Raw genomic sequence first — 24,758 nt, forward strand, 5'->3', positions numbered from 1 at the left:
AACGGAGCAAAATCACCTGGTAAATTGATTTTCTACAAACAGGTAGCCCCGATGGGGCATGCTTAAAATGCGTTATGTTTCCGGAACAGCTTCTAACATTTTCCTATAATACTTCTTGTAGCTTGTGCCACCCTTGAATTTTGTTGCATTAGACACTACACAATCGGTGAAAGTTAGTTCTTAATAGATCAAAACTTGGATTGTGGATTATTCAGTGCCCTGTCGGGGCTACCTGCCTGTAGCACCAGCCCCACCCCCTAAATTATGCCCCGTAGGGGCTACACAACCGGCAGCAGGCAAGCTATATTTTAGGTGTCGCTGAAAGCAAATCTGAATAATTCTTCCGATAGCTAAACAACATAAATATATTCAGCACCAACATCCCCGTCCCTAAAGGGATGTATGGATGCGCCAGGCAGGCATACAGCATAAATATGTTCATTGTAATGGGGAATAGGACAACCGCAAAAAAGGCCGTATAGCGATTGATGAGCAGGAACACGGCGCAAATAATTTCTATTGTCTTCAGGAAGGGAAAGAAATACCCTGTCGCGCCGAGTGCACCAAAAAATGCATCAGCTTTTTCGCCAGCCGGCGGAAAATTGATAATATGCGACATGAAATTCAGGAAATAATCCAGCCCGAAGACAAGATAGATGAGCCCGAGCGCAAGCCGGGCAATTAATACAGCGGTCTTCATATTTTACAGGTTTATAACGCTAACTTAGTCATAATAATAACACAATCAGCCAAAATGGCGTAATTGACCAAACGGCATTAAATTGGCTATAAGGGAAGTATGAACATACAGAAAATAACATTCGGAAATGGCTGCTTCTGGTGCACAGAGGCTATTTTCCAAACTTTAAAGGGCGTTAAATCGGTAACCTCCGGCTACATGGGCGGTAGCAAACCCAACCCTACGTATATGGAGGTTTGCAACGGCGACACCGGCTATGCCGAGGTTATCCACCTCGAATATGATGCGGATGAAATATCGTTCGACGAATTGTTGCTGGTGTTTTTCAGAACACACAACCCTACCACGTTAAATCGCCAGGGAAACGATGTGGGCACGCAATACCGATCGGCTATATTTTATTATTCGGATGAACAAAAGCAACAATCGGAAGCAATGATAAAAAGGCTTACAGATGAAAAGGTTTTTGATAAGCCGATAGTGACCGAAATAACCCCGGCGTCCGACTTTTACAAAGCCGAGGATTATCACCAGAACTATTACCAGGATAACCCGAATAAATCGTACTGCGCCTTTGTTATCCAGCCTAAACTGAACAAATTTGCGAAGGAATTCAGCGAAAAAATACGGCCCGAAATGCTGCGGTAACAGGAAAATATGAGAAGATACCTTTGCTTATTGTTTTTTGGCAGCGCCCTATACTCAGGGCAACTTTTGGCGCAAACATCGAAAGACAGCCTGAGCGTTGTCAACTCCGGTAAGGCTTGGGCGGCTCTTTACCAGCAGCGCGCTGCGGAATACAAGGCGCTTTGCTTCCAGGCTTATAACATGGCCCGGACGCGGATAGACGAAGCGGTAAAGAAACACCACACAAGGCCCTTGGCGGTGGTGACGGATATTGACGAGACGGTATTGGACAACAGCCCGTACGATGCGGCACGTGCCCTGCAAAACCTCGATTATTCTACGACCACCTGGAAACAATGGACGGCCAAAGCGCAATGCGATACCGTGCCAGGTGCGCCTTCGTTTTTTAAATACGCGGTATCAAAAGGAGTAAAGGTGTTCTATATCACCAACCGCGATGAGGACGAACGTGCGGCAACACTTAAAAATTTGCAGCTTTATCATTTGCCTAACGCGGATGATGCTCACCTGCTGTTAAAAAATGGATCGTCCAGCAAGGAGAGCCGCAGGCAGCAGGTGCTGAAAAAGTACAACATTGTTTTGCTATGTGGCGATAACCTGCCCGATTTTGACGCACTGTACGATAACAAGCCATCCGAAGAAAACCGCAACGCCACAACGGAAAAACTGCGTAAAGAATTTGGCAAGAAGTATATCGTTATCCCCAACCCGTCCTACGGCGACTTTGAAGGAGCCCTATTCAAATTCAATTACAACTTAACGACGGCACAGAAGGATTCTATCATCAGAGCTCTCATCAAAACCGACAAAAACTAATCGCAAGTCTCTAATCGCTAATCATTAAGTTTCTGTTAACTGTAGTTTTTTAAAGGCATCATCCGTATTTTTGGTCTTCCCTTTCAATAATTACCTATGAGATCAAAAATATTCTTCGTTATTGCTGCCTTATTTATTGCCCCTGATGTTTTTGCCCAGCTACCCGGTAAAATACCGCAAACCGGCCAGGTGCTGTTACCCAACGGCTGGAAACTGAGCCCCGCTGGTACTTCGCTGCCATTGGGCGATCTGCCCTTGAATATCCAGTTATCCGCTTCGGGCCGCCTGCTGGCCGTTACCAACAACGGGCAAAGCACACAGTCGATACAGTTGATCGACCCTAAAAACGAAAAGCAGCTGGATGAGCGCATCATCAAAAAGTCGTGGTACGGACTGGCGTTTAGCCATGATGAAAAGACGCTTTATGTTTCAGGCGGAAACGACAATCGGATACTGGTATTCCCCATTGCAGGCAATAAATTCGGCGCTGCCGATACTATCCTGCTCGCACCCGCGGCCTGGCCAAAAAACAAGGTTTGCCCAACCGGTATAGCGGTCAATAAAAGCGATACACGCCTGTACACAGTTACGAAGGAGGATAGCGCATTGTACGTGGTCGATCCGCAGAAAAAAGATGTGATCAAACGTGTGCCATTGCCGGCCGAAGCATATAGCTGTGTGCTGTCGCGCGATGAAAAGCTGTTATATATCTCGATATGGGGCGGCGAAGAAGTGACGGTTTACAACACGGCTACCCAAAAGATCGTTAAAAATATCAAAACCGGCAGTCACCCCAACGAACTGCTGCTGAACAAAAAAGGCTCTTATTTATATGTCGCTAACGCGAATGATAATTCGGTTTCGGTTATAAATACCATTACCGGCAAGATCACCGAGACGCTGTCAACCTCGCTTTACCCAACCCGTTTAACGGGTTCTACAACAAACGGACTGGCGCTGTCACCTGATGAGAAAACCTTATACATAGCCAATGCCGATAACAACTGCCTGGCGGTATTTGATGTAAGCACACCGGGCGCAAGCAAAAGCATGGGCTTTATTCCAGTGGGATGGTATCCTACCAATGTGAAAACATTAGGCGATAGGATAATCGTTTCCAACGGCAAAGGGTTTACATCGATGCCAAACCCCGACGGTCCGCAGCCTTTAAAGAAGGTAGACAACAGCGGCTACCGCATAGGTTCGAAGAATGCAAAAGAACAATATATCGGCGGACTGTTTAAAGGCACCATGTCCTTTATCAGGGTTCTGCAGGCCGGGCAGTTAAAGGCTTACACAAAACAGGTTTATGCCAATACGCCCTTCACGGAAAAAAAGACGGAAATGGCCGACGGCGAAGCGGGCAACCCAATACCACGCAAGTTGGGCGAAAAATCACCTATTAAACATGTCTTTTATATCATTAAAGAAAACCGCACTTACGACCAGGTGCTGGGCGATATGCCGCAGGGTGCAGGTGACACGGCGCTTTGCATTTTTGGCAAGCGCGTAACCCCCAACGAGCATGCCATTGCCAACGAGTTTGTGTTGCTGGATAATTTTTATGTCGATGCCGAAGTTAGCGCCGACGGGCATAACTGGAGTACCGCAGCCTATGCCACCGACTTTATTGAAAAAACCTGGCCCACCAGCTACGGCGGCAGGGGCGGCAATTACGATTCGGAAGGTACACGCCGGGCAGGCGACCCGCGCGACGGGTATATATGGGATTACTGCAAACGTGCCGGCGTAAGCTATCGCACCTACGGCGAATTTGCCGATGATTACAAACCGAACATCAAGGTGCTGGAGGGCCACTATTGCCAGCAGGCGCCGAGTTTCGACCTTGATATCAAAGACGTGAAACGGGTAGAAATATGGAAGCATGATTTCGACTCGTTGTTGAATATTAATGCGGTGCCACAATTCAATACCGTCCGCATCAGTAATGACCATACCAGCGGGCAGCATAAGGGCGCCTATTCGCCTATTGCAGCGGTGGGTGATAACGACCTGGCTGTGGGGCAGTTCATCGAGCATCTTTCTCACAGCCCGATATGGAAGGAGTCGGTTGTATTTATTCTGGAGGACGATGCGCAAAACGGCCCAGATCACATCGATGCGCACAGGTCGCCTGTATTTGTTGTAGGGCCCTATGTAAAGCGGAATACGGTAATACATGAAATGTACTCCACGTCGGGCGTATTGCGCACCATCGAGCTGATCCTCGGTCTGCCGCCGATGAGCCAGTACGATGCCGCCGCGAAGCCAATGTATGAGTGCTTTACCAGTAAGCCCGACCTTACACCATACGTGGTAAAACCTGCACAGGTCGATTTGGAGCAGCGTAACGTTGCCGATAACGAAAGTAGCCGCCGCTCTCAATTTTTCAACCTGGCCAAAGAAGATAAGGTGCCCGACCTTGAGCTGAACGAGGTGATATGGAAATACGTGAAAGGCGAAAATTCCGTAATGCCGGCCCCAAAACGCAGCGCTTTTGTGATACTGGAGAAGAAAAAGAAGGATGATGACGATTGACACGATTTTAGGATTTTAGGGATCAGATGAGATCTCAATAGGAATGCCCTATCGGTGTCAAACGTTTGCAGGACAAAACAAGGTTGCAATTTGATGGTTAGTATTTAACTTTACATTTCAAATTCACCTGGCAAGCCCATCCTATGACCGTAATTGAGAACGATTTTCTGAAAGTATCCATCCGCAACAAAGGAGGCGAACTAATATCCGTATATAATAAAATTTCAGGGGTAGAACACCTTTGGCAGGGCGATCCGAATATATGGCCCTGGCATGCGCCAAACCTGTTCCCGGTTGTTGGCGGACTGATCAACAATGAGCTTTTGGTGGATGGCAAAGCCTTTCCGATGAAGCGCCACGGTTTCAATCGCGAAAGCGAATTACTGCTGCTGGCATCCAACGAAGTGTCGGCCCGGTTCTCGCTGCCTTATTCCGATCATACGCTGGAGGTTTATCCTTATAAATTCGATTTCCAGATCCATTATGATTTAATCGAAAATGCCCTGCGGGTTACCTATAAGGTCATCAATCATCAAAAAGATACCATATATTTCTCTGTAGGCGGGCACCCTGCATTCAATGTGCCGTTTAAAATTGGGGAAAGCTACGAGGATTATTACCTGGAATTTGAATCCGAAGAAAAGCTGGAAAAACATATGTTATCAGCCGAAGGTTTTTTTACCGGTGAAACCCAGCCGGTAAAGCTTGATGGTAAAAAGCTACCGCTTAGCCGCGAAATGTTTAAGGACGATGCCTGGGTTTTCAAGAAGCTGAACTCGCGCGAGCTAACCATTAAAAGCAGCAAACACGACCAAACCTTATCGATTGAGTTTCCGCATTTCAATTACCTGGGCATCTGGGCCAAACCCGGCGCCGATTTTCTTTGTATCGAACCGTGGCTGGGCTGTGCCGATTCCGAAGGCAAGCACGTTGATATCAGCAAAAAAGAAGCCATACAGCACCTTAAACACGGACACGTATTCGAGGCGGCGTTTTTTATAAGTATATGACCATTATAGGGACGCACAATTATGCGTCTCCGCCAAATAGCATTTATGACGAATAATTCTACCTCACGATTCAGCGACCGGGTAAATAACTATGTGAAATATCGTCCTGGGTACCCGCCGGAAGTGATCGGCCACCTGGAAAAGGAATGCCGGCTTTCGGCCGGCTCTGTAGTTGCGGATGTTGGTTCAGGCACCGGCATATTTACCAAACTTTTATTGGAGAAAGGATATACCGTTTACGCCGTGGAACCAAACGAACCGATGCGCCAGGCCGCCGACGGGCTATTGGGAAACAATCCTGGCTATCATTCGGTTAATGGTACCGCCGAAGCCACCGGGCTAACCGCAAAAACTATCGATCTGTTGGTTTGTGCGCAGGCTTTTCACTGGTTCAATACACCGGGCACCAAAGCCGAGTTTAAAAGGATATTAAAGCCGAGCGGGCAGGTTGCGCTGATATGGAACAACCGGGATGTTGAAGCAGATGCCTTTGCCACGGCCTACGAACTGCTTTTGCAACAGCAAAGCGGCGATTATGAACGGGTAAATCATCAGAATCTATCCGAAACCGACTTCGTGAATTTTTACCACGACGGGAAATACAGCCTGGTGAAATTCCATAACCAGCAGGTATTTGATTTTGAGGAGTTGGCCGGTCGCGCCTTTAGTTCATCCTATGTACCCGCCGAAGAAACCGAAGCCGGGCAGCATTTTAAAGCCAGCCTGAGGGAACTATTTGATAGCTACAACCGGCACGGCAAGGTGATATTCCGGTATCAGACGGAGGTATATTTGGGGAAGGTGTAATCCATCAATGTCATTTCGAACGATAGTGAGAAAACTTAAACGCTATACATGTCGAACTATGGAAGGCGTATAAGATTTTTCTTCGCTGTGCTCATTCGAAATGACATCGGTTTCAAATTATTGCTTCACCACTGTATTCAAAATCGGCTTATCCAATGCGCTGATTGTGGTGTGGCCTCCCTTCAGTTCATCAAAAACTACGATCTCATTCTGCCCAACCTTCAGCCACGATTTTGGTATATACAGCGTTTGCTGAGGACCGATGTACCAGTACTTGCCTATGTTGCGCCCGTTCAGGAAAACAAAGCCTTTGCCGAACTTACTCATGTCTAAATAAGTATCGCCGGTTTGGGCGAGATTAAATGTCCCTGAAGAAACTACCGGAGAATCTTCGATCGCCTCGCCCTGTTTAAAGGTATATTTTGGCGAAGTATTAAACGGCAGCTTGTACATTTTCCAGCCTGCCAATTCTGTTCCGCCCAAAGTAACCTTTTCGGTAATACCCTGGCGGTTGTCTACCAGGTATGGGCCATAGTTGATGCGGCCATTATTTTCGATTAAAATATCTAAAGTGGCGTTAGCCGGAACATTATCCAGTTGCACCGAGTCCTGCCGTAAATGGCGGTCGAGAACAGCCACGCGTTTCCCATTGATATAGACCGTGGCGAAATCGCGCATTTCTTTTATTTTGAGCAGACCGCTTGTAGCGTTTTTAATTTTCGTGCGGTATAATACAAAACCATAGCCCTGGCTCAAGTCCTCAAAACATAAGGGCTTGTTCGATATCACAGGCTGCGGCAGGTTTCGGAACAACGGGTGCTGACCGGTTAGTTTGATATTTGGTATTGATATAGTTTTGTTGCCTGCAGGCACGGGCGGCAGTTTTTCACCTGCCGGCAAATGCTTTTCGATGATCTCGCGGAACCTGTAATATTTCGGTGTGGGGTTGCCGGCTTCATCCAATGGAGCATCGTAATCATAGCTTGATGTTTGCGGCGAATACGGGTCGCGTTTGCTCATATTGGCGCCGTTCATAAAACCACGGGTGGTACCGCCATGAAACATATACATATTAATGGATATGCCATTCGCTAAAACGGTGTCCAGCTTTTTGGCGTCCTCGTCCATATTGCTTTTGTTGTGCGGGCTGCCCCAGCTATCAAACCAGCCGGGGTACCATTCGGCTATGTAATAAGGGCCCTTGCCGTCGTGGTATTTGTTTATGAGCGTTTTTACTTCTTTCGGGTTATCCAGCCCGTTAACCGCGGGCAAATAACTCGGCAGATAGCCTGCCGGCATTTGAGAGGGGCCGTCACAGGTAAACAGGGTGCAGTCGAATCCCGCTTCGCGAAACAACTTGCGGTTGATGTCCAAATATTCCTTATCGTTACTGTACGACCCATATTCATTCTCTATCTGCACCATCAGGATATTGCCGCCGTGGGTTACCAGCAGCGGGTCCAGCTGTTTGCCCAACTGCATCACATAATCATGATAAGCTTTCAGAAACTTTGGGTCCTTGCTGCGCACTTTTAAGGTTTTGTCTTTCAGCAGCCACCAGGGATAACCGCCAAATTCCCATTCGGCGCAGGCATAGGGGCTTGGCCGCATGATCACCCACATCCCTTCCTCTTTTGCTATCTTCACAAACTCGGCAATATCGCTATTGCCCGAAAAATCATATTTGCCCTCCACCGGTTCGTGCATATTCCAGAAAATATAGGTGCCGATGGTATTCAGTCCCATCGCCTTAGCCTTGCGTATCCTGTCGCGCCAGTAAGCACGGGGTATACGATAGCAATGCATTTCGCCCGAGATAATCTGCAATGGCTTCCCGTCGAGCATGAAAGCTGAATCGCCTAAAGCAAAATTATGGTTAGCTTTTTGGGCGAAGCCGAAGCTGGCAAGAGTTATTAAAACAAATAGAATAGCGAATGATTTTTTCATGGAAGAATAGCTGTGAAAACGCCGCAAAATAATGATTTTTCATTAATGTCCCCGCGCACATGGCAACACTATGTTAAATGCTCCCGATTTATTCAACAGTCAGCCAGGTATAGCCATTTGCAGGTATCGTACAATCCAGGCTAACGCTATAATCCCTCTTTAAATGATACACCTTTGGAGCACCGCCCTGTTCGCTCACTGAAGCAATTGTTGTTAAGCCCGTGTAATAAAGCGGTAGTTCGATGTGCCTTTTGATGGCTATTCCTGTTGGGTTATAAAGCATAACCAGGCCCTTGATCTTCAGCTGCGGATTGACGTGCAAAATACCGTCCCAGTCGCGCCCATCGGGCCTGCGCAGGTGGATGATATCCGCATTCAGGATGTCCCGGTACTTTTTATACCACTTGATGACCTCTATAACGGCTTCCTTTGTTTTATCGGTATCGAACAACCGTGGCCCCCGGTAACAAGCCTGCACACCCGACCCATAGTATTCCATCATCAAAGCCTTATAATCGTCCAGGTGTTCGCTTAACGGTTCCAGCACAGCCTCCGGGCCGCCACCCTGGTAACGGGTTAGCGGCACAAACCCCCAACCCATCGACGGGCTTTTCTCCCAGGTTCCGTCATAAATATTCTGCCGGTTCAATATTTTTTGATCGGCCCGGGGCAGCGAAAAATTCACTTCCCGGTAGCCTATGGCTATCTTATTCGTTCCATCCAAAAAATACCAGTCGGGCGCATTAATGTAAATGCCCCGCGCGTTCAGCCAGTGATAAAGGTCTTTTTGAATCTCCATTTGCCGCCATTGCGAGTCGTCCAGCCCTGCATGGCCGGGGTGGGTGGTTGATGCACAAACATCGCCGGGGTAGGGGCCGTCATTCTCCCAGATATCGAAACCCGTTTGCGTGAAAAAGTTTTTGATCTTATCCCTGAAAGCCAATCCCCATTTACTTCCAAAACAGGGCGCATGCCCGAAAAACGCACCACCCGGTTTGCCGGTCTTTGGGTCGACCACATCATCCGAATCGCTGATCTGTCGCGAACTGAACAGCGTGTAGCCGCCTATAAAAACATGCCTGCTATGTGCATAGTCGGCCATTTGCTTCCAGCGCACCAAATTGGCCGAACTGGTATCTTCCATGTTAAGGTGACTGCCAAAGCTTAGTATCACAGCTTCATAGCCTGTAGCAGCGCACTGGTCAACTGCCGTGCGCACATCCTCATCATTTTTACTAACCAGGTGCATAAAAATGGGGTTGGCGGCAGTCCACGGTGCTAATACGTTGTACATTTTGCGTATCGCCAGGCCCCTTCTTTCCCTGTCATAGCTGTCCATCAGTAATTCACTTGTCCGCACCGAGTTGAAAACTTCACCCGGTTTTAATTCGACACCCGGACCTTGTTCCGGATAAATTTCCAGCAGACAGGGCGTTTGCAGGTCGTAATTTACCTGCGACGTGTAAGCGGAGTCGGTTTTCCAATGGGTTACCTGGTCGCTTAATGCATAGCGCATCGCATTGTTGAAGGCGTAATTGGTTTCCAGGTAAATACCCTGGTTCTTCTTCATATCCTCCGGCTTACCAACCACAGCGCTCTCTTCTTCAACCATGCCCAATATCTCGTTCACCACGCGGTTTATTTTAAAGGTATTGGCACCTTTATTTTCTATGGAAAGCGATTTTACGATCAGCGGTATCCCATCATAAAGTTCATAGTTTATTCGTACTTCAAGGCCCTGTAGTTCGGGGGCACCCGCATGATAAAGGAATGATACTTTTTTCCCGGATGCAGCTTTGATGGGGGGCATCCAAAATCGTGTTTTCCAGTTAAGATAAGGAGTGACCGGCGCGATGGTATAACTAACGAATTGGAAATCGTTTGCCCTGGCCGTCATCCTGTCAACCTGGACGGGCAGCAGGTAAGCATTTTCCTTTTGTCCGTATAGGCCGCCAACATTATAATCGCGGCCGTTGATGGTTAACCTTGCCTCGGCTTTCACCGCTCTCAATAATTGACGGCCGTTAGTTACGTTTTGGTAATCTGTACAAGCAACATTAGGGGTAATGCGGAAAATACGTTTCACCAAACCATTGTACAAAACCAGGTCCTTCCCGTCTGCGCTTCTGTAAATTTGCGCTTTATAGCTTGTTGATGAGATCAGCCAATCGGTTCCGTTTGCTTTTTGTGCCGCATTGTTCCATATGGGTAACTGCTGCCCTGTAACACGGATGCACAAAAGCAGGGTAAATGTAAAAGCGAACAAACATGTCCGGCGTCTCATTTTTTGGCGTTATGCTTGACGTATAAGATTCTTAACTTCGTTCAGCGAGGCAGTATATTTATTAGAAACCAAATCCGATCTGACCCTTGTCATCAATCTTGATATCGTCGGGATTGGTTATCTCAAAATCGACCTTCTTATGAGGCGGGTCCGCTGGCTTCTCTTCTGATTGAACCGGCTCATCTTTCGACTCGACTTGTGGCCTATCCTGTTTTTCAGGTTCGGCCTTTTCTAACCCGGCTGGCGATTCCGTCGCCTCTACTGCTTTTACAGGTGGGATAGCAGACTCAGGCTCTTCGGTTACCTCGTCCTCTTCCTCATCAATTATGGATTCTTCCTCATCCGGCTCCGGTTCGGCCTTCGCCAACGGTGTTATGGATTTAACGGTATGCTGCGACAGGCGGTTACCCATGGCCTTCATACCTTTCACATCGATCACTTCCGAAAGGTCCAGTTCAATGGTTTCCGGTATCTCGGTCTTGCCTTTTAACTGGTCAACCCGTACCATAGGTTGTTTCGCGCCCGAGATCAGGATAAGCTTCGACCCGTTCTCGTCGCTGATAATACTGGTCTGCTTGCCAATGGCGGTGTTCTCAAACACAAAGCGCTTTACCATGTAGTTTTTCGACTTCCCTTCCAGGTGAACCACGGTATAAACCTTCTCAGGGTTATATTTCTCTATCAGGGTCATCTTATCATCAAAGTGGTTGTTCAGGTCGAAGCTGGTCAGCTCGTAACTGCCGTCACTTAATACGGTCAGCACGCGGTCGTCGCCATCAAACTCACCCAGGTATTTACCACGGCCGTCGGCGTTCAGGCGTTTCAGGATATCGTCGTACCATATCTTACGCCCGGCCAGTGTCGACACACCTTTGCTTTTCAGTACGATCTTCTTAACCGGGTACTTGGTAACGATATTACCCATCGAACCGCGGCCCTTGATGGCGATAGCTGCAAAATCCTCGTCAAACTGCAGCTTTTTGAGTTTGGCGTGAGGCTTTAACTGGATATTCACAACCTCCGCCTCACCATTAGGGTTGGCAGTAAAATAAAGCACTTTGGAACCCTTGCTGCCTTTGGTCAGGTCGTATTCCTTATCGCGGGTAACACCAACAACACTAAAGCGCTTGATATAGCTTACGCCGCTTTGGCCGTCCTTGTATATCATGTTGTAGACGGTGCGTTCGTCGTTCTTTTTGAATACCTGGGCGTGTATGATATCCTTACCCACAAACACCTTTTCCTGTACTTTGGTGATCATGCACTTGCCATCCACGCGGAATACGATGATCTCATCAATGTCCGAGCAATCGCATACAAACTGATCCTTTTTCAGGCCAGTACCTATAAAGCCATCTTCGGGGTTCATGTATAGCTTCACATTGGCCAGTGCCACCTGCGCCGCTTCCACCTTGTCAAAAGTGCGAAGCTCGGTTTTGCGCTCGCGGTCCTTACCGTATTTGTCTTTTAGTTTCTGGAACCAGGCAATGGCATAATCGTTCAGGTGTTTCAGGTGATGCTTTACTTCTTTTATCTCGTTCTCCAGCGCCTTCATTTGCTCGTCCGCTTTCTTCACGTCGAAGCGGGTGATGCTGCTCATCGGTTTGTCGATCAGTTTCTTATAATCCTCCGGTAATATCTCGCGGTAAAACTGCGGGAAGAAAGGCGTGAAAAGCTTATTCAGCACGTCAACCACCACTTCGAAACTGCCCGAACTTTCATACCCGGGGTGCTTGTACATCCCTTCCTGTATGAATATTTTGAGCAGGTTGCTGAAGAATATCTTCTCCATCAGCTCCTTCAGCCGTATCTGCAGTTCCTGTTTCAGCAGTTCCTTGGTGTAATGCGTGCTTTCGGTAAGCATATCATTCACGCTCATAAAGCGCGGCTTGTCGTCCTGTATCACGCAGGTATTGGGCGATATGGAAACCTCGCAGTCGGTAAAGGCATACAGCGCATCGATAGTCACATCAGGAGATATACCCGGCGCCAGGTGGATCATGATCTCCACATCTTTTGCCGTGTTATCTTCGATCTTCTTGATCTTGATCTTTCCCTTGTCGTTGGCAGAGATCACACTGTCTATCAGGCTGCCGGTAGTGGTCGAAAAAGGTATCTCGGTTATTGCCAGCGTCTTTTTATCGCGCTCCACAATTTTAGCACGCACCCGTATCCTGCCGCCGCGCTGACCCTCGTTGTATAACGAACAATCCGCCAGCCCACCGGTCGGGAAATCGGGTACCAGGTTTGGCCTTATGCCCTGCAATACGCCGATGGATGCATCCAGCAGTTCGATAAAATTATGCGGTAATATTTTGGTAGCCAGGCCCACGGCAATACCTTCGGCGCCCTGCGCCAACAGAAGCGGAAACTTAACCGGCAGCGTCACCGGCTCTTTGTTGCGCCCGTCGTAGCTGGCCTGCCATTCGGTAGTGTCGGGATTGAAAACAACCTCGTTGGCGAATTTCGAAAGCCTTGCCTCAATATAACGCGGAGCAGCGGCCGAGTCGCCGGTTATCGGGTCGCCCCAGTTACCCTGGCAATCTATCAGCAGGTTTTTTTGGCCAATCTGCACCATAGCATCGCCAATGGAAGCATCGCCGTGCGGGTGATACTTCATGGTGTTGCCGATAACGTTTGCCGCCTTATTAAAGCGCCCGTCGTCCATCTCCTTCAGCGAATGCAATATACGCCGCTGAACAGGCTTTAAACCATCATTGATATGCGGTACCGCGCGGTCAAGGATCACGTAGGAAGCATAATCCAGGAACCAGTTCTCGTACAACCCGCCGAGGGAGGTTACATTATGTAATTTGTTGTCTTCGTTATTACCAGGCTGCTGATTGCTCAGATCTTCACTCATTCGTAGCTAAAAAATAGGAATGGGTAAATATAGAGATTTAGTGCAGATGTGTGGTTGCGGAGACAGGCAGATTTTTCCCACATAACATAAGTTTTTAACCAGAATCGCCAAAAAAACCACGATCTTATTCAATACATAGTTTTACCAACTGAGACCCATGTTAAAGGATCAGGTGCCGGCGACTCAATCCACGCCGGCAACCATGTGCACGGGAATGGCAATGCGGTTCCAACTGTTAGTGGTGATAGCAATAAAAATAATCTGTGCCAGGCCCTGTTTGCCGAAATGCTTCAGCGCCTGCTCATAGGTCTCGTCCGAAACGCCGTGCCCGTAAATGCGGGTGACTTCCTCTGCCAGTTTTAGGGCCGCACGCTCCCCGTCACTATAGAAAGGTGTTTCCCACCACGCCGAAAGCGCTAACAAACGCTGGGTACTTTCGCCTAATGCAAGTGCGTCGTTGCTATGGTAATCGATGCAATAGCCGCAGCCATTGATCTGGGATACCCGTATTTTTATCAGTTCTTTTAACATGGCATTGATGTCGAACTCCTTTATTTGTTTGTCGGCAATCAGCATAGCCTTGTATATTCGTGGCTCCGCTTCGTTAATGTTCATTCTTGATTTCATAGCATTTATTTGATTAATGACATAATGGCAAAAGCAGCGATCATTGCTTTCAATGATGACTTATTTGATGACCCTTTATTCATGACCTTGTTTTTTTACCTGATCGTAGTTGGTTTATTTTTTTCAGCGATGAAGAAGACCAGCAGCCTGGCGGTCTTTACCCGGTCGTTGTTGCGCGTGACAGCATGCAGCCCGTTGGTGCTTTCGTAAAAACAGTCGCCTTTTTTAAACAGGTGGCGCTTGCCCTCAAATACAGACTCTAATTCACCATCAAGCACGTAGCCAAATGTTGGGCATGGATGGCGATGAGCGGGGGATGAGCTTCCAGGTGGAAAATTCACTACCTCGATCTGCACCTCGCGATCACTTATGCCATGCTCATTAATGAATTGTTTAATAAGATATTGCTCGGTGATCTTCCGCGGCGATGTTTGATGAACCTGCTGCGCGCGAGCCGGGGAATAAAAACCCATTAGCCCAATGACTCCTGCAAATATGATGGCGCCGCTGCTGATCCTGCCGGAATTCTTTTTTGTTAACCAGTTATCGACACTCCATTCATAGGTTGGTAAAGTGGCAAGCAGGAAATTTGCAGCGCTGAGGGTGAAAACCGAATAGCCCAGCGGCGATTCGATACCAAAGGAAACGGACATAGCCAGCGCGAAGCAAAAACTCAGTATTCCGCTGCCGATAGCCGCAGTCCGGGTGAAAAGCCCAATTAATATCAGTGTACCGAAAAGACCCTCGCCAACAGTGGCGATAACTGCGAGCACCGGCACAATGCCCGGTGGCAAAAAAGCCATTACCTGGCGGGCGTAAGCTATAAAGTGACCCCAGTCGCCCCACCCTACGTGCGGTTGTCCGTGGGCTCCTAGTATACCAAGGCGGTCGGTAAATTCCCATAAATAGGCTGAACCTATGGCTACCCGGAGAAAGAGTTGAGGAAATTTTGTGTTTTGAACGATCTTCATGATGTATGACTTAAGCCAGGCCGTAAATGGACTTATAGCGGTTTATGGAATGCGTGAAAATTTCGTAGGCATTGCCTTCAAGGTCCTGGCCCTCAAAGGTGGCGCCGTATAAGGTGTCGAACTTTAATTTTGAGCATTTTTCATAAAATGCTATAAAATCGTCCTTCAGCAGCGGTATTTGGTTGGGATAGCTGAACATTACAGCCGTATGGCGCAGGCTGCGCGAGATATAAAGACTATCGCCGCACAGCATGGTCCCGCTGGTGGATAATGAGGCGATGCGCAACATGCTGCTCCCTGGAAAATGTCCGCCAACATGCACGAGGCTTATGTCGTTCCATAAATATTTCTCACCACCGCGCCACAACTGAACATGTGGCCCATGATTGAATATCCATGACCTGTCGCCCTCGTGGATATAAACAGGGCAATTGAATTCTGCTGCCCACGTATTCATATTACTGTAAAAATGGGGATGCGAAAAAGCAATTGCTTTCAGACCGCCTTTGCTCCTGATAAAAGCAATCGTTTCTTCGTCGAGTAAGGGGATGCAATCCCATAAAATGTTGCCTTCAGTGGATAATAATAAAAAAGCACGTTGCCCGATGGCAAAATCCGGTTTGACGGTAAGCGTGTACAGGCGTTCATTGACTTGGCTGATCTTAGCCCGGTGACCGTTTTTTAGCTCTTCCTCGCTCGTCCAGCTTTGGCCTTGCAGGCTGATAAACTGGCGATCATCATTACATATGGGGCAAAGTGCAGGCACTTTTTCATCGTGCGGCAATTGAGTGCCGCAGGTGGTGCATATCGTGTGGCTGTTGTTCGTATTCATATTTATTTTTTTTGACAATACTAAATTATGGCTATATTGGACTACTGTTATAGTCCAGAATTAACAAGTAAAGTAGTCCAGCTATGTCAATAGTAGAAAGCCTGATTTGTGTCAGTAAAGAGTCGCCGGTACCCGTTTATTTACAGATCGCCAACAGTATCATCAGCCATATACGCCGGGGTACTTTAAAACCCGAAAGCGCTTTGCCCGGCAGCCGTACGCTGGCTGCCGCATTGAATGTTCACCGGAAAACGGTTGTAGCCGCTTATGACGAACTGTATGCCCAAAGCTGGGTTGATAGTTATCCGCGCAAAGGCATTTTCGTAGCAAAGAGCCTGCCGGATATTACACCAAAATCGCTCGGCGAAAATGCCCCGCCCGATAGTTTTCCCGCTCAAACCTTTTATGAGGTGAAAGCGGGTTTGCCCGGTAGCCGTTTATATAAGCCCGTACCGCAGCACAACCTGGTGATCAACGATGGGTTCCCGGATACGCGCCTTGCCCCGGTCGAACTGTTGGTGCGGGAATACCGAAGATTTGGCAATTACCAGTTTACCTCCAAATACCTGATGTACGGACCGGAACAAGGTTCGGAGAATTTGCGTTTGGAACTGGCCCGTTTCCTTTCCGGCACACGTGGCATGCATGCAGGCGCGGACAATATCCTTATTACGAAGGGCGTGCAAATGGCTATGTATCTTACCGCCCAGGTTCTATTGTCAAAAAACGATGTGGTGATCGTTCCCGAGCCAGGGTACCCTACGGCAAATGAGGTTTTTGCCCATGCCGGCGCGCGGCTCGTTTTTGCGCCGGTGGATGAGCATGGAATGGATGTCAATGCAGTCGAGGCTATCTGCAAAAAGCAAAAGGTAAAGCTGTTATACGTAATACCACATCATCATCGCCCCACAACGGTAACCTTAAGTTCGGAACGGCGGATGCAACTGCTTGAACTGGCCATGAAGTATAGCTTTGCCATCATCGAGGATGACTATGATTACGATTATCATTATACCAGCAGCCCCGTACTTCCGCTGGCAAGCGCCGACTATTACGGCAGCGTGATCTATGTAGGGTCGTTTTGTAAAACGATAGCGCCGGGGATACGGATCGGCTTTGTGGCAGCACCGCAAAACCTTATCGCGCAGCTTACCCGCCTTCGCCGTATGATCGACCGGCAGGGTGAACAGCTACTGGAAGAAGCCATAGCCAACCTGCTCAGGAACGGAGATATAGGCCGTCATCTTAAAAAAACCAATAAAATATATCACGAAAGGCGCGACACGTTTTGCAATTTGCTTCGCGAACGATTGGGTGATAACGCCGCCTTCAAAATTCCGGACGGCGGCTTTGCCGTGTGGCTGCAATATTTGAACGGGCTTAATGCCGTGGCAATTGCTCAAAAGGCCGCTGAAATGGGGCTGTCGGTCAGCAACGGCGAGGAATATTATTACCGGTCGGAAAATAACCGCTTTGTGCGGCTTGGGTTTGCTTCGTTGAATCTAAAGGAGATAGAACAAGGTGTGGATATTTTGGCCAGGGCTATCGGGAAAATACGCTGATCATTGTTGTTCCTTCCTCATCTCTCTCAGCATCACATTGAACGACCATTTACGCAACATTGCATTTACGGTATTTACAATACGTTTGGCGCGGGTCTCGCTGGTTTTGGCCTCATTGATCCATTTGATAAAATATTCCCGGTGCGATTTGGCAAGGCTGTTGAAAAAGTCTGCCGCTTCGGGCTCGAAATCAAAGCACTCCTGGAGGTCGGCGGGCATATCCACTTTAAAGTCCACGTCCTCTTCTAAATGCACGTGCAGCATGGCGCCTGCGTTCTTGTGCAGGCCCTTTCTTACCTCGGCTTTCAGGGCCATTATAAAGTTGCCTTCGCCCATAGGCATCAGCGCCATACCGCGTACAGGCAAAGCATCCAGCATGCCCCGCACGCGGAACGACTTTTTATTGCCGGGCTTCATCTGCTGCGCTATATCAGCGGGTATTTCGATGTAGGTCCAGCCGGTTTTTTCGCCCTGTTCGTCAAACTGCAGCATCATCGTGGTAAAGTCAACCATACCGCCAAATTACGGCATTGTAACAAAGTTTAAATGCGAATTGTTAAAGATTGTTAAATCAATGTCAAACGCGGTTTTCGGTTGTAACGAATGGATTTGTGCCGCTGTCTTATGGGTATAGTTTCACAAATTTTTAACCTTCAATACCGATATTATGAAAACACTAAAAGCAACGATGATTGGCCTGGCCCTGGTGGCAGTGTGCGGCTTTGCCAATGCTTCAACAAAGACAACAACCGATGTTAACGCTACCAAACAGGAAGTACTGGATACTTATATGAATGCCCTGGTGCACGGCAACCTGGAAGGCATATCCAATGCGATAGCCGATAATGCCCGTTTTTACGTGGTGCAGGGTGTACGTGTGCGTACTACTGATAAGAAAGATGTACTGGACTACCTGAAAAGCAATGCGCACATCGACCAGAATTGTGCATTTACCGGCACTGTTTTGAGCCAGGATGACAACACTTTGGTAGAAAAAGTAGAGATGAAATTTAAAGAGATAACCCGTACGGACGTGGTAACCGCACAACGTACCGACGACGGCTGGAAAATTACGAAGGTGGAAACCTCATTTAAATAAATAAGTGGTTTATTGTTTGTTTTGCAAGGAAGGCCCCGCGAGGGGCCTTCTGCTTTATTGTCTGAACTAAGATTCATAAGATTTAAGGATCGTAGGATGCTTTATTATTTATCAGGATACTAATCCTATCATCTTCAAGTCCTATGAATCTTAGTTCTCACCATGATAAATTTTTAATAAAAAATAAATTAGTTTTGTACTAGACCTCATCATCCAAAACCTTAACCATCATCACCCACTATGCAGTACGAAGAGCTTACCCACAAAATTATTGGTTGCGCCATGAGAGTTCATAGCACGCTTGGCAGCGGTTTCCAAGAGGTAATTTATCAGCGGGCAATGGATATAGAGATGAGAAAACAGGATATGTCATTTGGCAGGGAAATGGAAATAACCATATTTTATGATGGTATTGATATCGGCACCAGGAGGGTTGATTTTTTTGTTGAAGATAAGGTCATGGTCGAATTAAAGGCTGTTGCAAGGCTTGATGAATTGCACTTGGCGCAAGCTATGAATTACCTTGAAGCTTATAAGCTGCCTGTCGGACCGCTGATAAATTTCGGAAGCAAAAGCCTGGAATTCAAAAGAGTGTTTAACGTAAGGCACTCGGACAATTCAGATTACAAACATTCGTGATTTCTTATATGAACTCTGATCTTAGGATCATGAATTACATTCGCTACAGGAATTCTACAATTATCTAATCTTAAAAATCTTAGTTTAGGCTTTACCGCTCCGCAGGGGTTACTCTAAGTTCCTTCTTTTGATTATTTCGCAATACACTTACAAATTGAAACTGGCCCACCTTGTCTTCGGTCAGCAGTTTGAATAGCTGGTCGGATGTTTCGACCGGCTGGTCGTTAAAGGCATACAGGATGTCGCCGCTTAACAGGCCGCCCTTATCCGCAGGACTGTTGTTTTCCACCTGCGTAATGAACAAAGCCTGTTGGTTCTTCAGATGGTGAATGGTACGCAACTTGGGTACGAGGCTGATCTGTTGCAAGCTTGCCCCGATGTACGCGCGCTTTACCTTGCCATAGCGGATCAACTGATTTGCGACCGATTTAGCCGTGTTGATGCTGATAGCAAAACAAAGGCCCTGCGCCCCGCGGATAGTGGCCGTGTTTACACCGATAACTTCACCATCGGCGTTGATAAGCGGGCCGCCCGAGTTGCCGGGATTAAGGGAGGCATCGGTTTGTATCATGCTGTCCATGCTGACGCCGGTCTCGCCGGACAATGTCCTGCCGAGGGCGCTGATGACACCTGCCGTTACCGTGTGCTGAAATCCGAGCGGGTTACCTATCGCAATAGCCAATTGCCCTATCTGTAGCTGGTCCGAGTCGCCTAGCACAGCAGGATTATAGTCTATGGCGTCTATCTTCAATATAGCCAGGTCGGTGTACCTGTCCTCGCCAATGAGAGTTGCCGGGTGTATGTTCCCATCGTACAAAACCGCCCTGAGTTGCTTTGCTTTTTTTACGACATGGCTATTGGTGAATAAGTATCCGTCTGACGAAAATAAAAAGCCGGTTCCTGTACCGGTAACCGTTTCGCGCCCTTGCTTGTTGTCGAACTGCTCTATCTTGACAACCGGGGTGCGCAATTTATCAACAGCGTTGATAATGAGTTGTGAGTATGAATCCATAATTCATCGCTCACAAAAAGCAAACCTATTGCAAAACGGGTACAAATTGGCAGTATTTTAACGCTATTTTGCCAATTATGCAGATATGTGGTTAAAATGCAGTAGCTCGCGCGGCCATTTAATTAACGTACTGCTGCAACACGGCTTGCCATTTATCATAACCTGTCGGGTTTAAATGCAGCATATCCTGCTGAAAGAGTGAGGCGTCAGGCTCAGTGGTTCCGGGTTTATAGATCGGCGTACTGACGTCGATATATAACGTGTTTGGCTTATCTTGCAGGTAAGCTTTGATCATTTCATTGGCCTTTAGCATCTCAGGGAGTAAGGCAATCCTGCTCGGACTAGGTTTGATGGACAGGAAATAGATCTTTGTATCGGGCAGTTGGCTGTTGATCATCGTCCATAACGCCTTCATATTTGTCAGTACCGAGTCCGCTTTTTCGCCTGCGGCGATATCATTTTCACCTGCGTAAATAAAGATCTTTGACGGATGATAGGGGAACAAAATGTAAGGGGTGTAATATTTTACCACTTGCGAAAGCTCGCAGCCGCCAACACCGCGTTTGATGATATTTTTATCGGGGAAGCGCTTTTCCAGGTCGTCCCATTTGCGGATTGACGAGCTGCCTATGAACAATATGCCGTCGGGTTTTGGAAAGCTCAGGCTGTCCTTGTGCTTAAAGTCGCGTATCTCATTATCAAAAGGGAAACCAGTTTGGGCGTAGCTTTTTACGCAAAAGCCTGCCAGCACAAACAACAGTATCAATTTTATTTTCATAGTTGATGTTTATTTTAAGCGATCCTCAAAAAACAAAAATGGTAAAAAACTTTCAATACCGGTGGCTGTCCAAATTGGTCCGTCCTTGCAATAGAGTAACATTTTTATTGCACGATTTTGTTTCTTCTCATATTCGGCCAAAACCTGCAGGCATGCGCCGCAGGAGGTAACCGGTTTTGAAAGTTGAAATTCGTCGGTATGGGCGGTTACCGCCATGCTTTCGACAGGATCGTCAGCATGATTGGCTCCCCAATGAAACAGTGCCACGCGCTCGGCGCATAAGCCTGATGGGTACGCCACATTTTCCTGGTTGCTGGCATGCAGTATTTTACCGCTTTGCAGGCGCATGGCCACACCCACCCGGAATTTGGAATAAGGCGAATGGGAAGTATCCAATGCTTTTACCGCTTCCTCACAAAGTTCTTTATCGGTTTTATCCAGTTCGGCTAATGAGCCGTATTCGGTAAAGTTTATTTTTATCTCGTGCTCCTTCATGTGCCTCACCCCGCCCTTTCCATCGGAGAGGGTTTTTCTAATACGGGGGGCAACAAGATACTGAATTTTATAAAACCCAGTACAGGGAGCCTAAACAAAGGAATAATTACTTACGCAGGTTCATTAAAAAGAACCCCGCTGCCAGGCCGGCGACCAATGCCCCGGCAATATATTTACCCGGAATTTTGTTCCCGTTATCACTCCCAAACATGCCGTTGGTGCTCATGCCATAATCGACGGTATTGAACAGGTTGCCGCTGGTAGGCGTGATCCTGTCGGCCGATTTAAAATGACGGCGCATCAGGTAACCTGCAAACTTTGTCGTAAGCCCGGGGAAAAGCGCATGCGATAACTTTAACACCGCAGAAGCCCCGCCCACATATCGGTTTGACTTCGGGTTGACAGCCACCTTCACCATGGTTTCCGCTAAAAGTTTTGGGTCGTACACTGGTTGTGCGGGTTTTAAAGCTTTGCCCGTGTAATTGCCTGCATGGTGTATGCCCGGCGTATCAAGAAATCCCGGGAAAAGGTCGCAGATATGGATGCCGGGCCAAACGGATAACTCGGCACGCAATGCCTCAGAAAAGCCCCTCAGTCCAAACTTGCTGGCCGTATAGCCGGTGCCGTAAGGTACCGGCAAATAACCGCCTATGGAGATATTATTGATGAGAGTGCCCTGCTGCCGCGCCTTAAAAAAAGGCATTACCGCATGGGCGCCGTAAATATAGCCCAGCAGGTTGGTTTGTATGACCTGCTCGTGTACTTCCATTGGGGTATGGTCGAACTCGCCTGCGGCCAGTACACCTGCATTATTTATCCAGACATCAATTTTGCCTGCCCAATCATTAGCAGCATTGGCCAAGTTGATCATCGCCTTTGGGTCGGTAACGTCGGTAACAACCACCAGCACCATAGCGCCCAGCCCGGTGCACTCGGCCGCAACCTCATGCAATGCTTCCTCGTTCCTTGCCGCCAGCACAATGGCCGACCCATATTTTGCAAACTCAACAGCAGCAGCCCTGCCAGCTCCGCTGGAGGCGCCGGTTATCACAATAGCTTTATTCTTCAGTTCGTGCTTATCCATGTATGGATAACCAGCGGTAAGGGTTTATGTTTCCCGGGAAATTGAATTCAAAGTAAAAAGAAGAAGATCTGCGAAGTTTTTGAAACTTTGTAAATCTGATCAAATCACGATCATGCGTCAAACCGCCACCGGCAACTCATCCACATCAGCCGCGGCAATAGTTGGGTTGATGCTTTCATCGTCTTTCTCGACACGCAGATTATTAACAATGCGCTGCTGCCTGTCGGGCGTGTTTTTACCCATGTAGTATTCCAGCAGGTTTTTGATGTTGGCGTCCTTCAATATGACCGGGTCGAGCCGTATATCTTTCCCAATGAACAGGCCGAACTCCTCCGGCGATATTTCGCCCAAACCCTTAAAGCGGGTGATCTCGGGCTTGGTGCCCAATTTGGCAATAGCATCGCGCCGCTCTTCGTCGCTGTAGCAATAAATAGTTTCCTTTTTATTACGCACGCGGAACAGCGGTGTCTGCAGGATGTAAACATGGCCGGCTTTTACCAGGTCGGGGAAGAACTGGAGGAAGAACGTCATCATCAGCAGGCGGATGTGCATGCCGTCCACGTCGGCATCGGTTGCTATCACAATGTTGTTGTATCGCAAGGCATCTAAACCGTCTTCGATATTCAACGCGTGTTGTAAAAGGTTAAACTCTTCATTCTCATAAACCACCTTTTTGGTGAGCCCGTAGCAATTAAGCGGCTTACCCTTCAGGCTGAAAACCGCCTGTGTTTGCACGTCGCGCGATTTGGTGATCGACCCGCTGGCCGAGTCGCCTTCGGTGATGAATAGGGTAGTGTCCTGTTTACGCTCATGGTTGTCGTCAAAATGCAGTTTGCAATCGCGCAGCTTACGGTTATGCAACGATGCTTTTTTTGCGCGCTCGTTCGCCAGTTTTTTGATGCCCGCAATGTCCTTGCGTTCGCGTTCCGATTGTAATATCCTGGCCTTTAATGCATCGGCTGTTGCCGGGTTTTTGTGCAGGTAATTATCAAGTTCCTTCTTAACAAAGTCGTTAATGAACGTGCGTACCGACGGCCCGTCGGGCCCCACGTTTTGCGAACCCAGCTTGGTTTTTGTCTGTGATTCGAAAACCGGTTCCTGCACCTTAATGGCTATCGCCGCCACAATGGAGGCGCGGATATCGGCCGCATCATAATCCTTATCATAAAACTCGCGGATGGTCTTTACCACCGCTTCGCGGAAAGCCGCCTGGTGCGTACCGCCCTGCGTGGTATGCTGGCCATTCACAAAGGAGTAATATTCCTCGCCGTAAGCCTGCCCGTGTGTCATGGCAATTTCAATGTCATCCCCTTTCAGATGGATAATGGGGTAGCGCAGGTTTTCTGCATCGGCATTGCGCACCAACAGGTCGTACAGGCCGCGTTCCGATAAATATTTGGTGCCGTTAAAATTGATGGTAAGCCCCGAGTTCAGGAAAACATAGTTCCAGATCATATTTTCGACAAACTCCGGTATAAAATGGTAATGCCTGAAAATGGTATCGTCGGGCGTAAAGTTGATGGCCGTTCCGTTTCGCTGGGTTGTTTCCTTTTCGGTTTCATCGCGCAGCAGTTCGCCTTTGGCAAATTCGGCTATTTTGGTTTTGCCGTCGCGGTACGATTGAACAATGAACGTGTTGGATAAAGCATTTACCGCCTTGGTACCCACGCCATTTAATCCCACCGATTTCTGGAATGCCTTGCTATCGTACTTGCCGCCGGTATTGATCTTGGATACGCAATCGATAACTTTACCGAGGGGTATACCGCGACCGTAATCGCGCACAGAAACCTTATGGTCGCTCATGCTGATATCGATAGTTTTGCCGGCACCCATCACAAACTCGTCTATCGAGTTGTCTACTATCTCTTTCAGCAAAACATAAATACCGTCGTCATAAGCCGAACCGTCGCCCAATTTACCGATGTACATACCCGGGCGCAGCCTGATGTGTTCCTTCCAGTCGAGCGACCGTATACTATCTTCACTGTAATCTATTGCTCCTGCCATTCTTTGTAGAGTTGTAAGGTTGGAAAGTTGTAATGT

The 24,758-nt window shown here is 47.9% G+C and carries 21 protein-coding genes; 8 read left to right on the forward strand and 13 right to left on the reverse strand.

Annotated features, from left to right (window positions below; translation table 11 throughout):
- Nucleotides 1-301: 301 nt before the first annotated feature.
- Nucleotides 302-700, reverse strand: coding sequence for a DoxX family membrane protein (locus FRZ54_RS10280; RefSeq protein WP_147031524.1), 399 nt, complete (start codon nucleotides 698-700; stop codon nucleotides 302-304).
- Nucleotides 701-799: 99 nt separating this feature from the next.
- Between FRZ54_RS10280 and msrA the strand changes: the two genes are divergently transcribed.
- The 5 genes from msrA (at nucleotide 800) to FRZ54_RS10305 (ending at nucleotide 6,519) form a co-directional block, all read left to right on the forward strand.
- Entirely contained in the window at nucleotides 800-1,348 is a 549-nt protein-coding gene (msrA, locus tag FRZ54_RS10285) for a peptide-methionine (S)-S-oxide reductase MsrA (protein WP_147031525.1), read from the forward strand.
- A 9-nt stretch (nucleotides 1,349-1,357) separates the two neighbouring features.
- Nucleotides 1,358-2,164, forward strand: a complete 807-nt coding sequence (locus tag FRZ54_RS10290) for a 5'-nucleotidase, lipoprotein e(P4) family (protein WP_147031526.1) — start codon at nucleotides 1,358-1,360, stop codon at nucleotides 2,162-2,164.
- A 96-nt stretch (nucleotides 2,165-2,260) separates the two neighbouring features.
- On the forward strand, nucleotides 2,261-4,702 hold the full coding sequence (locus FRZ54_RS10295; RefSeq protein WP_147031527.1) for a bifunctional YncE family protein/alkaline phosphatase family protein: 2,442 nt from the start codon (nucleotides 2,261-2,263) through the stop codon (nucleotides 4,700-4,702).
- A 143-nt stretch (nucleotides 4,703-4,845) separates the two neighbouring features.
- Nucleotides 4,846-5,712: an aldose 1-epimerase family protein gene (locus FRZ54_RS10300; protein WP_147031528.1), complete on the forward strand. Its 867-nt coding sequence runs from the start codon at nucleotides 4,846-4,848 to the stop codon at nucleotides 5,710-5,712.
- Nucleotides 5,713-5,757: 45 nt separating this feature from the next.
- Nucleotides 5,758-6,519 carry a class I SAM-dependent methyltransferase gene (locus FRZ54_RS10305; protein WP_147031529.1) on the forward strand — a complete coding sequence of 254 codons (762 nt, stop codon included), beginning with the start codon at nucleotides 5,758-5,760 and terminating at the stop codon, nucleotides 6,517-6,519.
- A gap of 117 nt (nucleotides 6,520-6,636) precedes the next feature.
- On the opposite strand, the gene FRZ54_RS10310 is transcribed toward FRZ54_RS10305, so the two are convergent.
- From FRZ54_RS10310 to FRZ54_RS10335, 6 genes are all read right to left on the reverse strand, one after another.
- On the reverse strand, nucleotides 6,637-8,466 hold the full coding sequence (locus FRZ54_RS10310) for a glycoside hydrolase family 35 protein (protein WP_147031530.1): 1,830 nt from the start codon (nucleotides 8,464-8,466) through the stop codon (nucleotides 6,637-6,639).
- A gap of 88 nt (nucleotides 8,467-8,554) precedes the next feature.
- The gene (locus FRZ54_RS10315) at nucleotides 8,555-10,750 is read right to left on the reverse strand and encodes an alpha-galactosidase (protein WP_228462681.1); all 2,196 of its coding nucleotides are present in this window, start codon (nucleotides 10,748-10,750) and stop codon (nucleotides 8,555-8,557) included.
- 61 nt (nucleotides 10,751-10,811) lie between these two features.
- Nucleotides 10,812-13,613 (reverse strand): DNA gyrase/topoisomerase IV subunit A, encoded by a 2,802-nt coding sequence (locus FRZ54_RS10320; protein WP_147031531.1) that lies wholly within the window; start codon nucleotides 13,611-13,613, stop codon nucleotides 10,812-10,814.
- Nucleotides 13,614-13,796: 183 nt separating this feature from the next.
- Complete coding sequence (locus FRZ54_RS10325; RefSeq protein WP_147031532.1) at nucleotides 13,797-14,240, reverse strand: carboxymuconolactone decarboxylase family protein; 444 nt, start codon at nucleotides 14,238-14,240, stop codon at nucleotides 13,797-13,799.
- 95 nt (nucleotides 14,241-14,335) lie between these two features.
- A complete protein-coding gene (locus FRZ54_RS10330) occupies nucleotides 14,336-15,211 on the reverse strand; it encodes a cupin domain-containing protein (RefSeq protein WP_147031533.1) in 876 nt (291 codons plus the stop codon).
- 10 nt (nucleotides 15,212-15,221) lie between these two features.
- Nucleotides 15,222-16,043, reverse strand: a complete 822-nt coding sequence (locus tag FRZ54_RS10335; protein ID WP_147031534.1) for an MBL fold metallo-hydrolase — start codon at nucleotides 16,041-16,043, stop codon at nucleotides 15,222-15,224.
- Nucleotides 16,044-16,126: 83 nt separating this feature from the next.
- On the opposite strand from FRZ54_RS10335, the gene pdxR reads away from it, so the two are divergent.
- On the forward strand, nucleotides 16,127-17,605 hold the full coding sequence (gene pdxR, locus FRZ54_RS10340; RefSeq protein WP_147031535.1) for a MocR-like pyridoxine biosynthesis transcription factor PdxR: 1,479 nt from the start codon (nucleotides 16,127-16,129) through the stop codon (nucleotides 17,603-17,605).
- Here pdxR and FRZ54_RS10345 read toward each other — a convergent pair whose 3' ends face one another.
- Complete coding sequence (locus tag FRZ54_RS10345) at nucleotides 17,606-18,118, reverse strand: YdeI/OmpD-associated family protein (RefSeq protein ID WP_147031536.1); 513 nt, start codon at nucleotides 18,116-18,118, stop codon at nucleotides 17,606-17,608.
- 154 nt (nucleotides 18,119-18,272) lie between these two features.
- Here FRZ54_RS10345 and FRZ54_RS10350 point away from each other — a divergent pair, with 154 nt between their 5' ends.
- Complete coding sequence (locus FRZ54_RS10350) at nucleotides 18,273-18,704, forward strand: nuclear transport factor 2 family protein (protein ID WP_147031537.1); 432 nt, start codon at nucleotides 18,273-18,275, stop codon at nucleotides 18,702-18,704.
- A gap of 240 nt (nucleotides 18,705-18,944) precedes the next feature.
- Entirely contained in the window at nucleotides 18,945-19,343 is a 399-nt protein-coding gene (locus FRZ54_RS10355; RefSeq protein ID WP_147031538.1) for a GxxExxY protein, read from the forward strand.
- A 91-nt stretch (nucleotides 19,344-19,434) separates the two neighbouring features.
- On the opposite strand, the gene FRZ54_RS10360 is transcribed toward FRZ54_RS10355, so the two are convergent.
- The 5 genes from FRZ54_RS10360 to FRZ54_RS10380 form a co-directional block, all read right to left on the reverse strand.
- Nucleotides 19,435-20,355 carry a S1C family serine protease gene (locus FRZ54_RS10360; protein ID WP_147031539.1) on the reverse strand — a complete coding sequence of 307 codons (921 nt, stop codon included), beginning with the start codon at nucleotides 20,353-20,355 and terminating at the stop codon, nucleotides 19,435-19,437.
- A gap of 118 nt (nucleotides 20,356-20,473) precedes the next feature.
- Nucleotides 20,474-21,133 carry a GDSL-type esterase/lipase family protein gene (locus FRZ54_RS10365; protein WP_147031540.1) on the reverse strand — a complete coding sequence of 220 codons (660 nt, stop codon included), beginning with the start codon at nucleotides 21,131-21,133 and terminating at the stop codon, nucleotides 20,474-20,476.
- A gap of 9 nt (nucleotides 21,134-21,142) precedes the next feature.
- Complete coding sequence (locus FRZ54_RS10370) at nucleotides 21,143-21,628, reverse strand: cytidine deaminase (protein WP_147031541.1); 486 nt, start codon at nucleotides 21,626-21,628, stop codon at nucleotides 21,143-21,145.
- Nucleotides 21,629-21,734: 106 nt separating this feature from the next.
- Nucleotides 21,735-22,712: an SDR family oxidoreductase gene (locus FRZ54_RS10375; RefSeq protein ID WP_147031542.1), complete on the reverse strand. Its 978-nt coding sequence runs from the start codon at nucleotides 22,710-22,712 to the stop codon at nucleotides 21,735-21,737.
- 117 nt (nucleotides 22,713-22,829) lie between these two features.
- Complete coding sequence (locus FRZ54_RS10380; protein ID WP_147031543.1) at nucleotides 22,830-24,722, reverse strand: DNA topoisomerase IV subunit B; 1,893 nt, start codon at nucleotides 24,720-24,722, stop codon at nucleotides 22,830-22,832.
- Between the last annotated feature and the right edge of the window lie 36 nt (nucleotides 24,723-24,758).

Source organism: Mucilaginibacter ginsenosidivorans, from assembly GCF_007971025.1.
Lineage (GTDB): Bacteria > Bacteroidota > Bacteroidia > Sphingobacteriales > Sphingobacteriaceae > Mucilaginibacter > Mucilaginibacter ginsenosidivorans.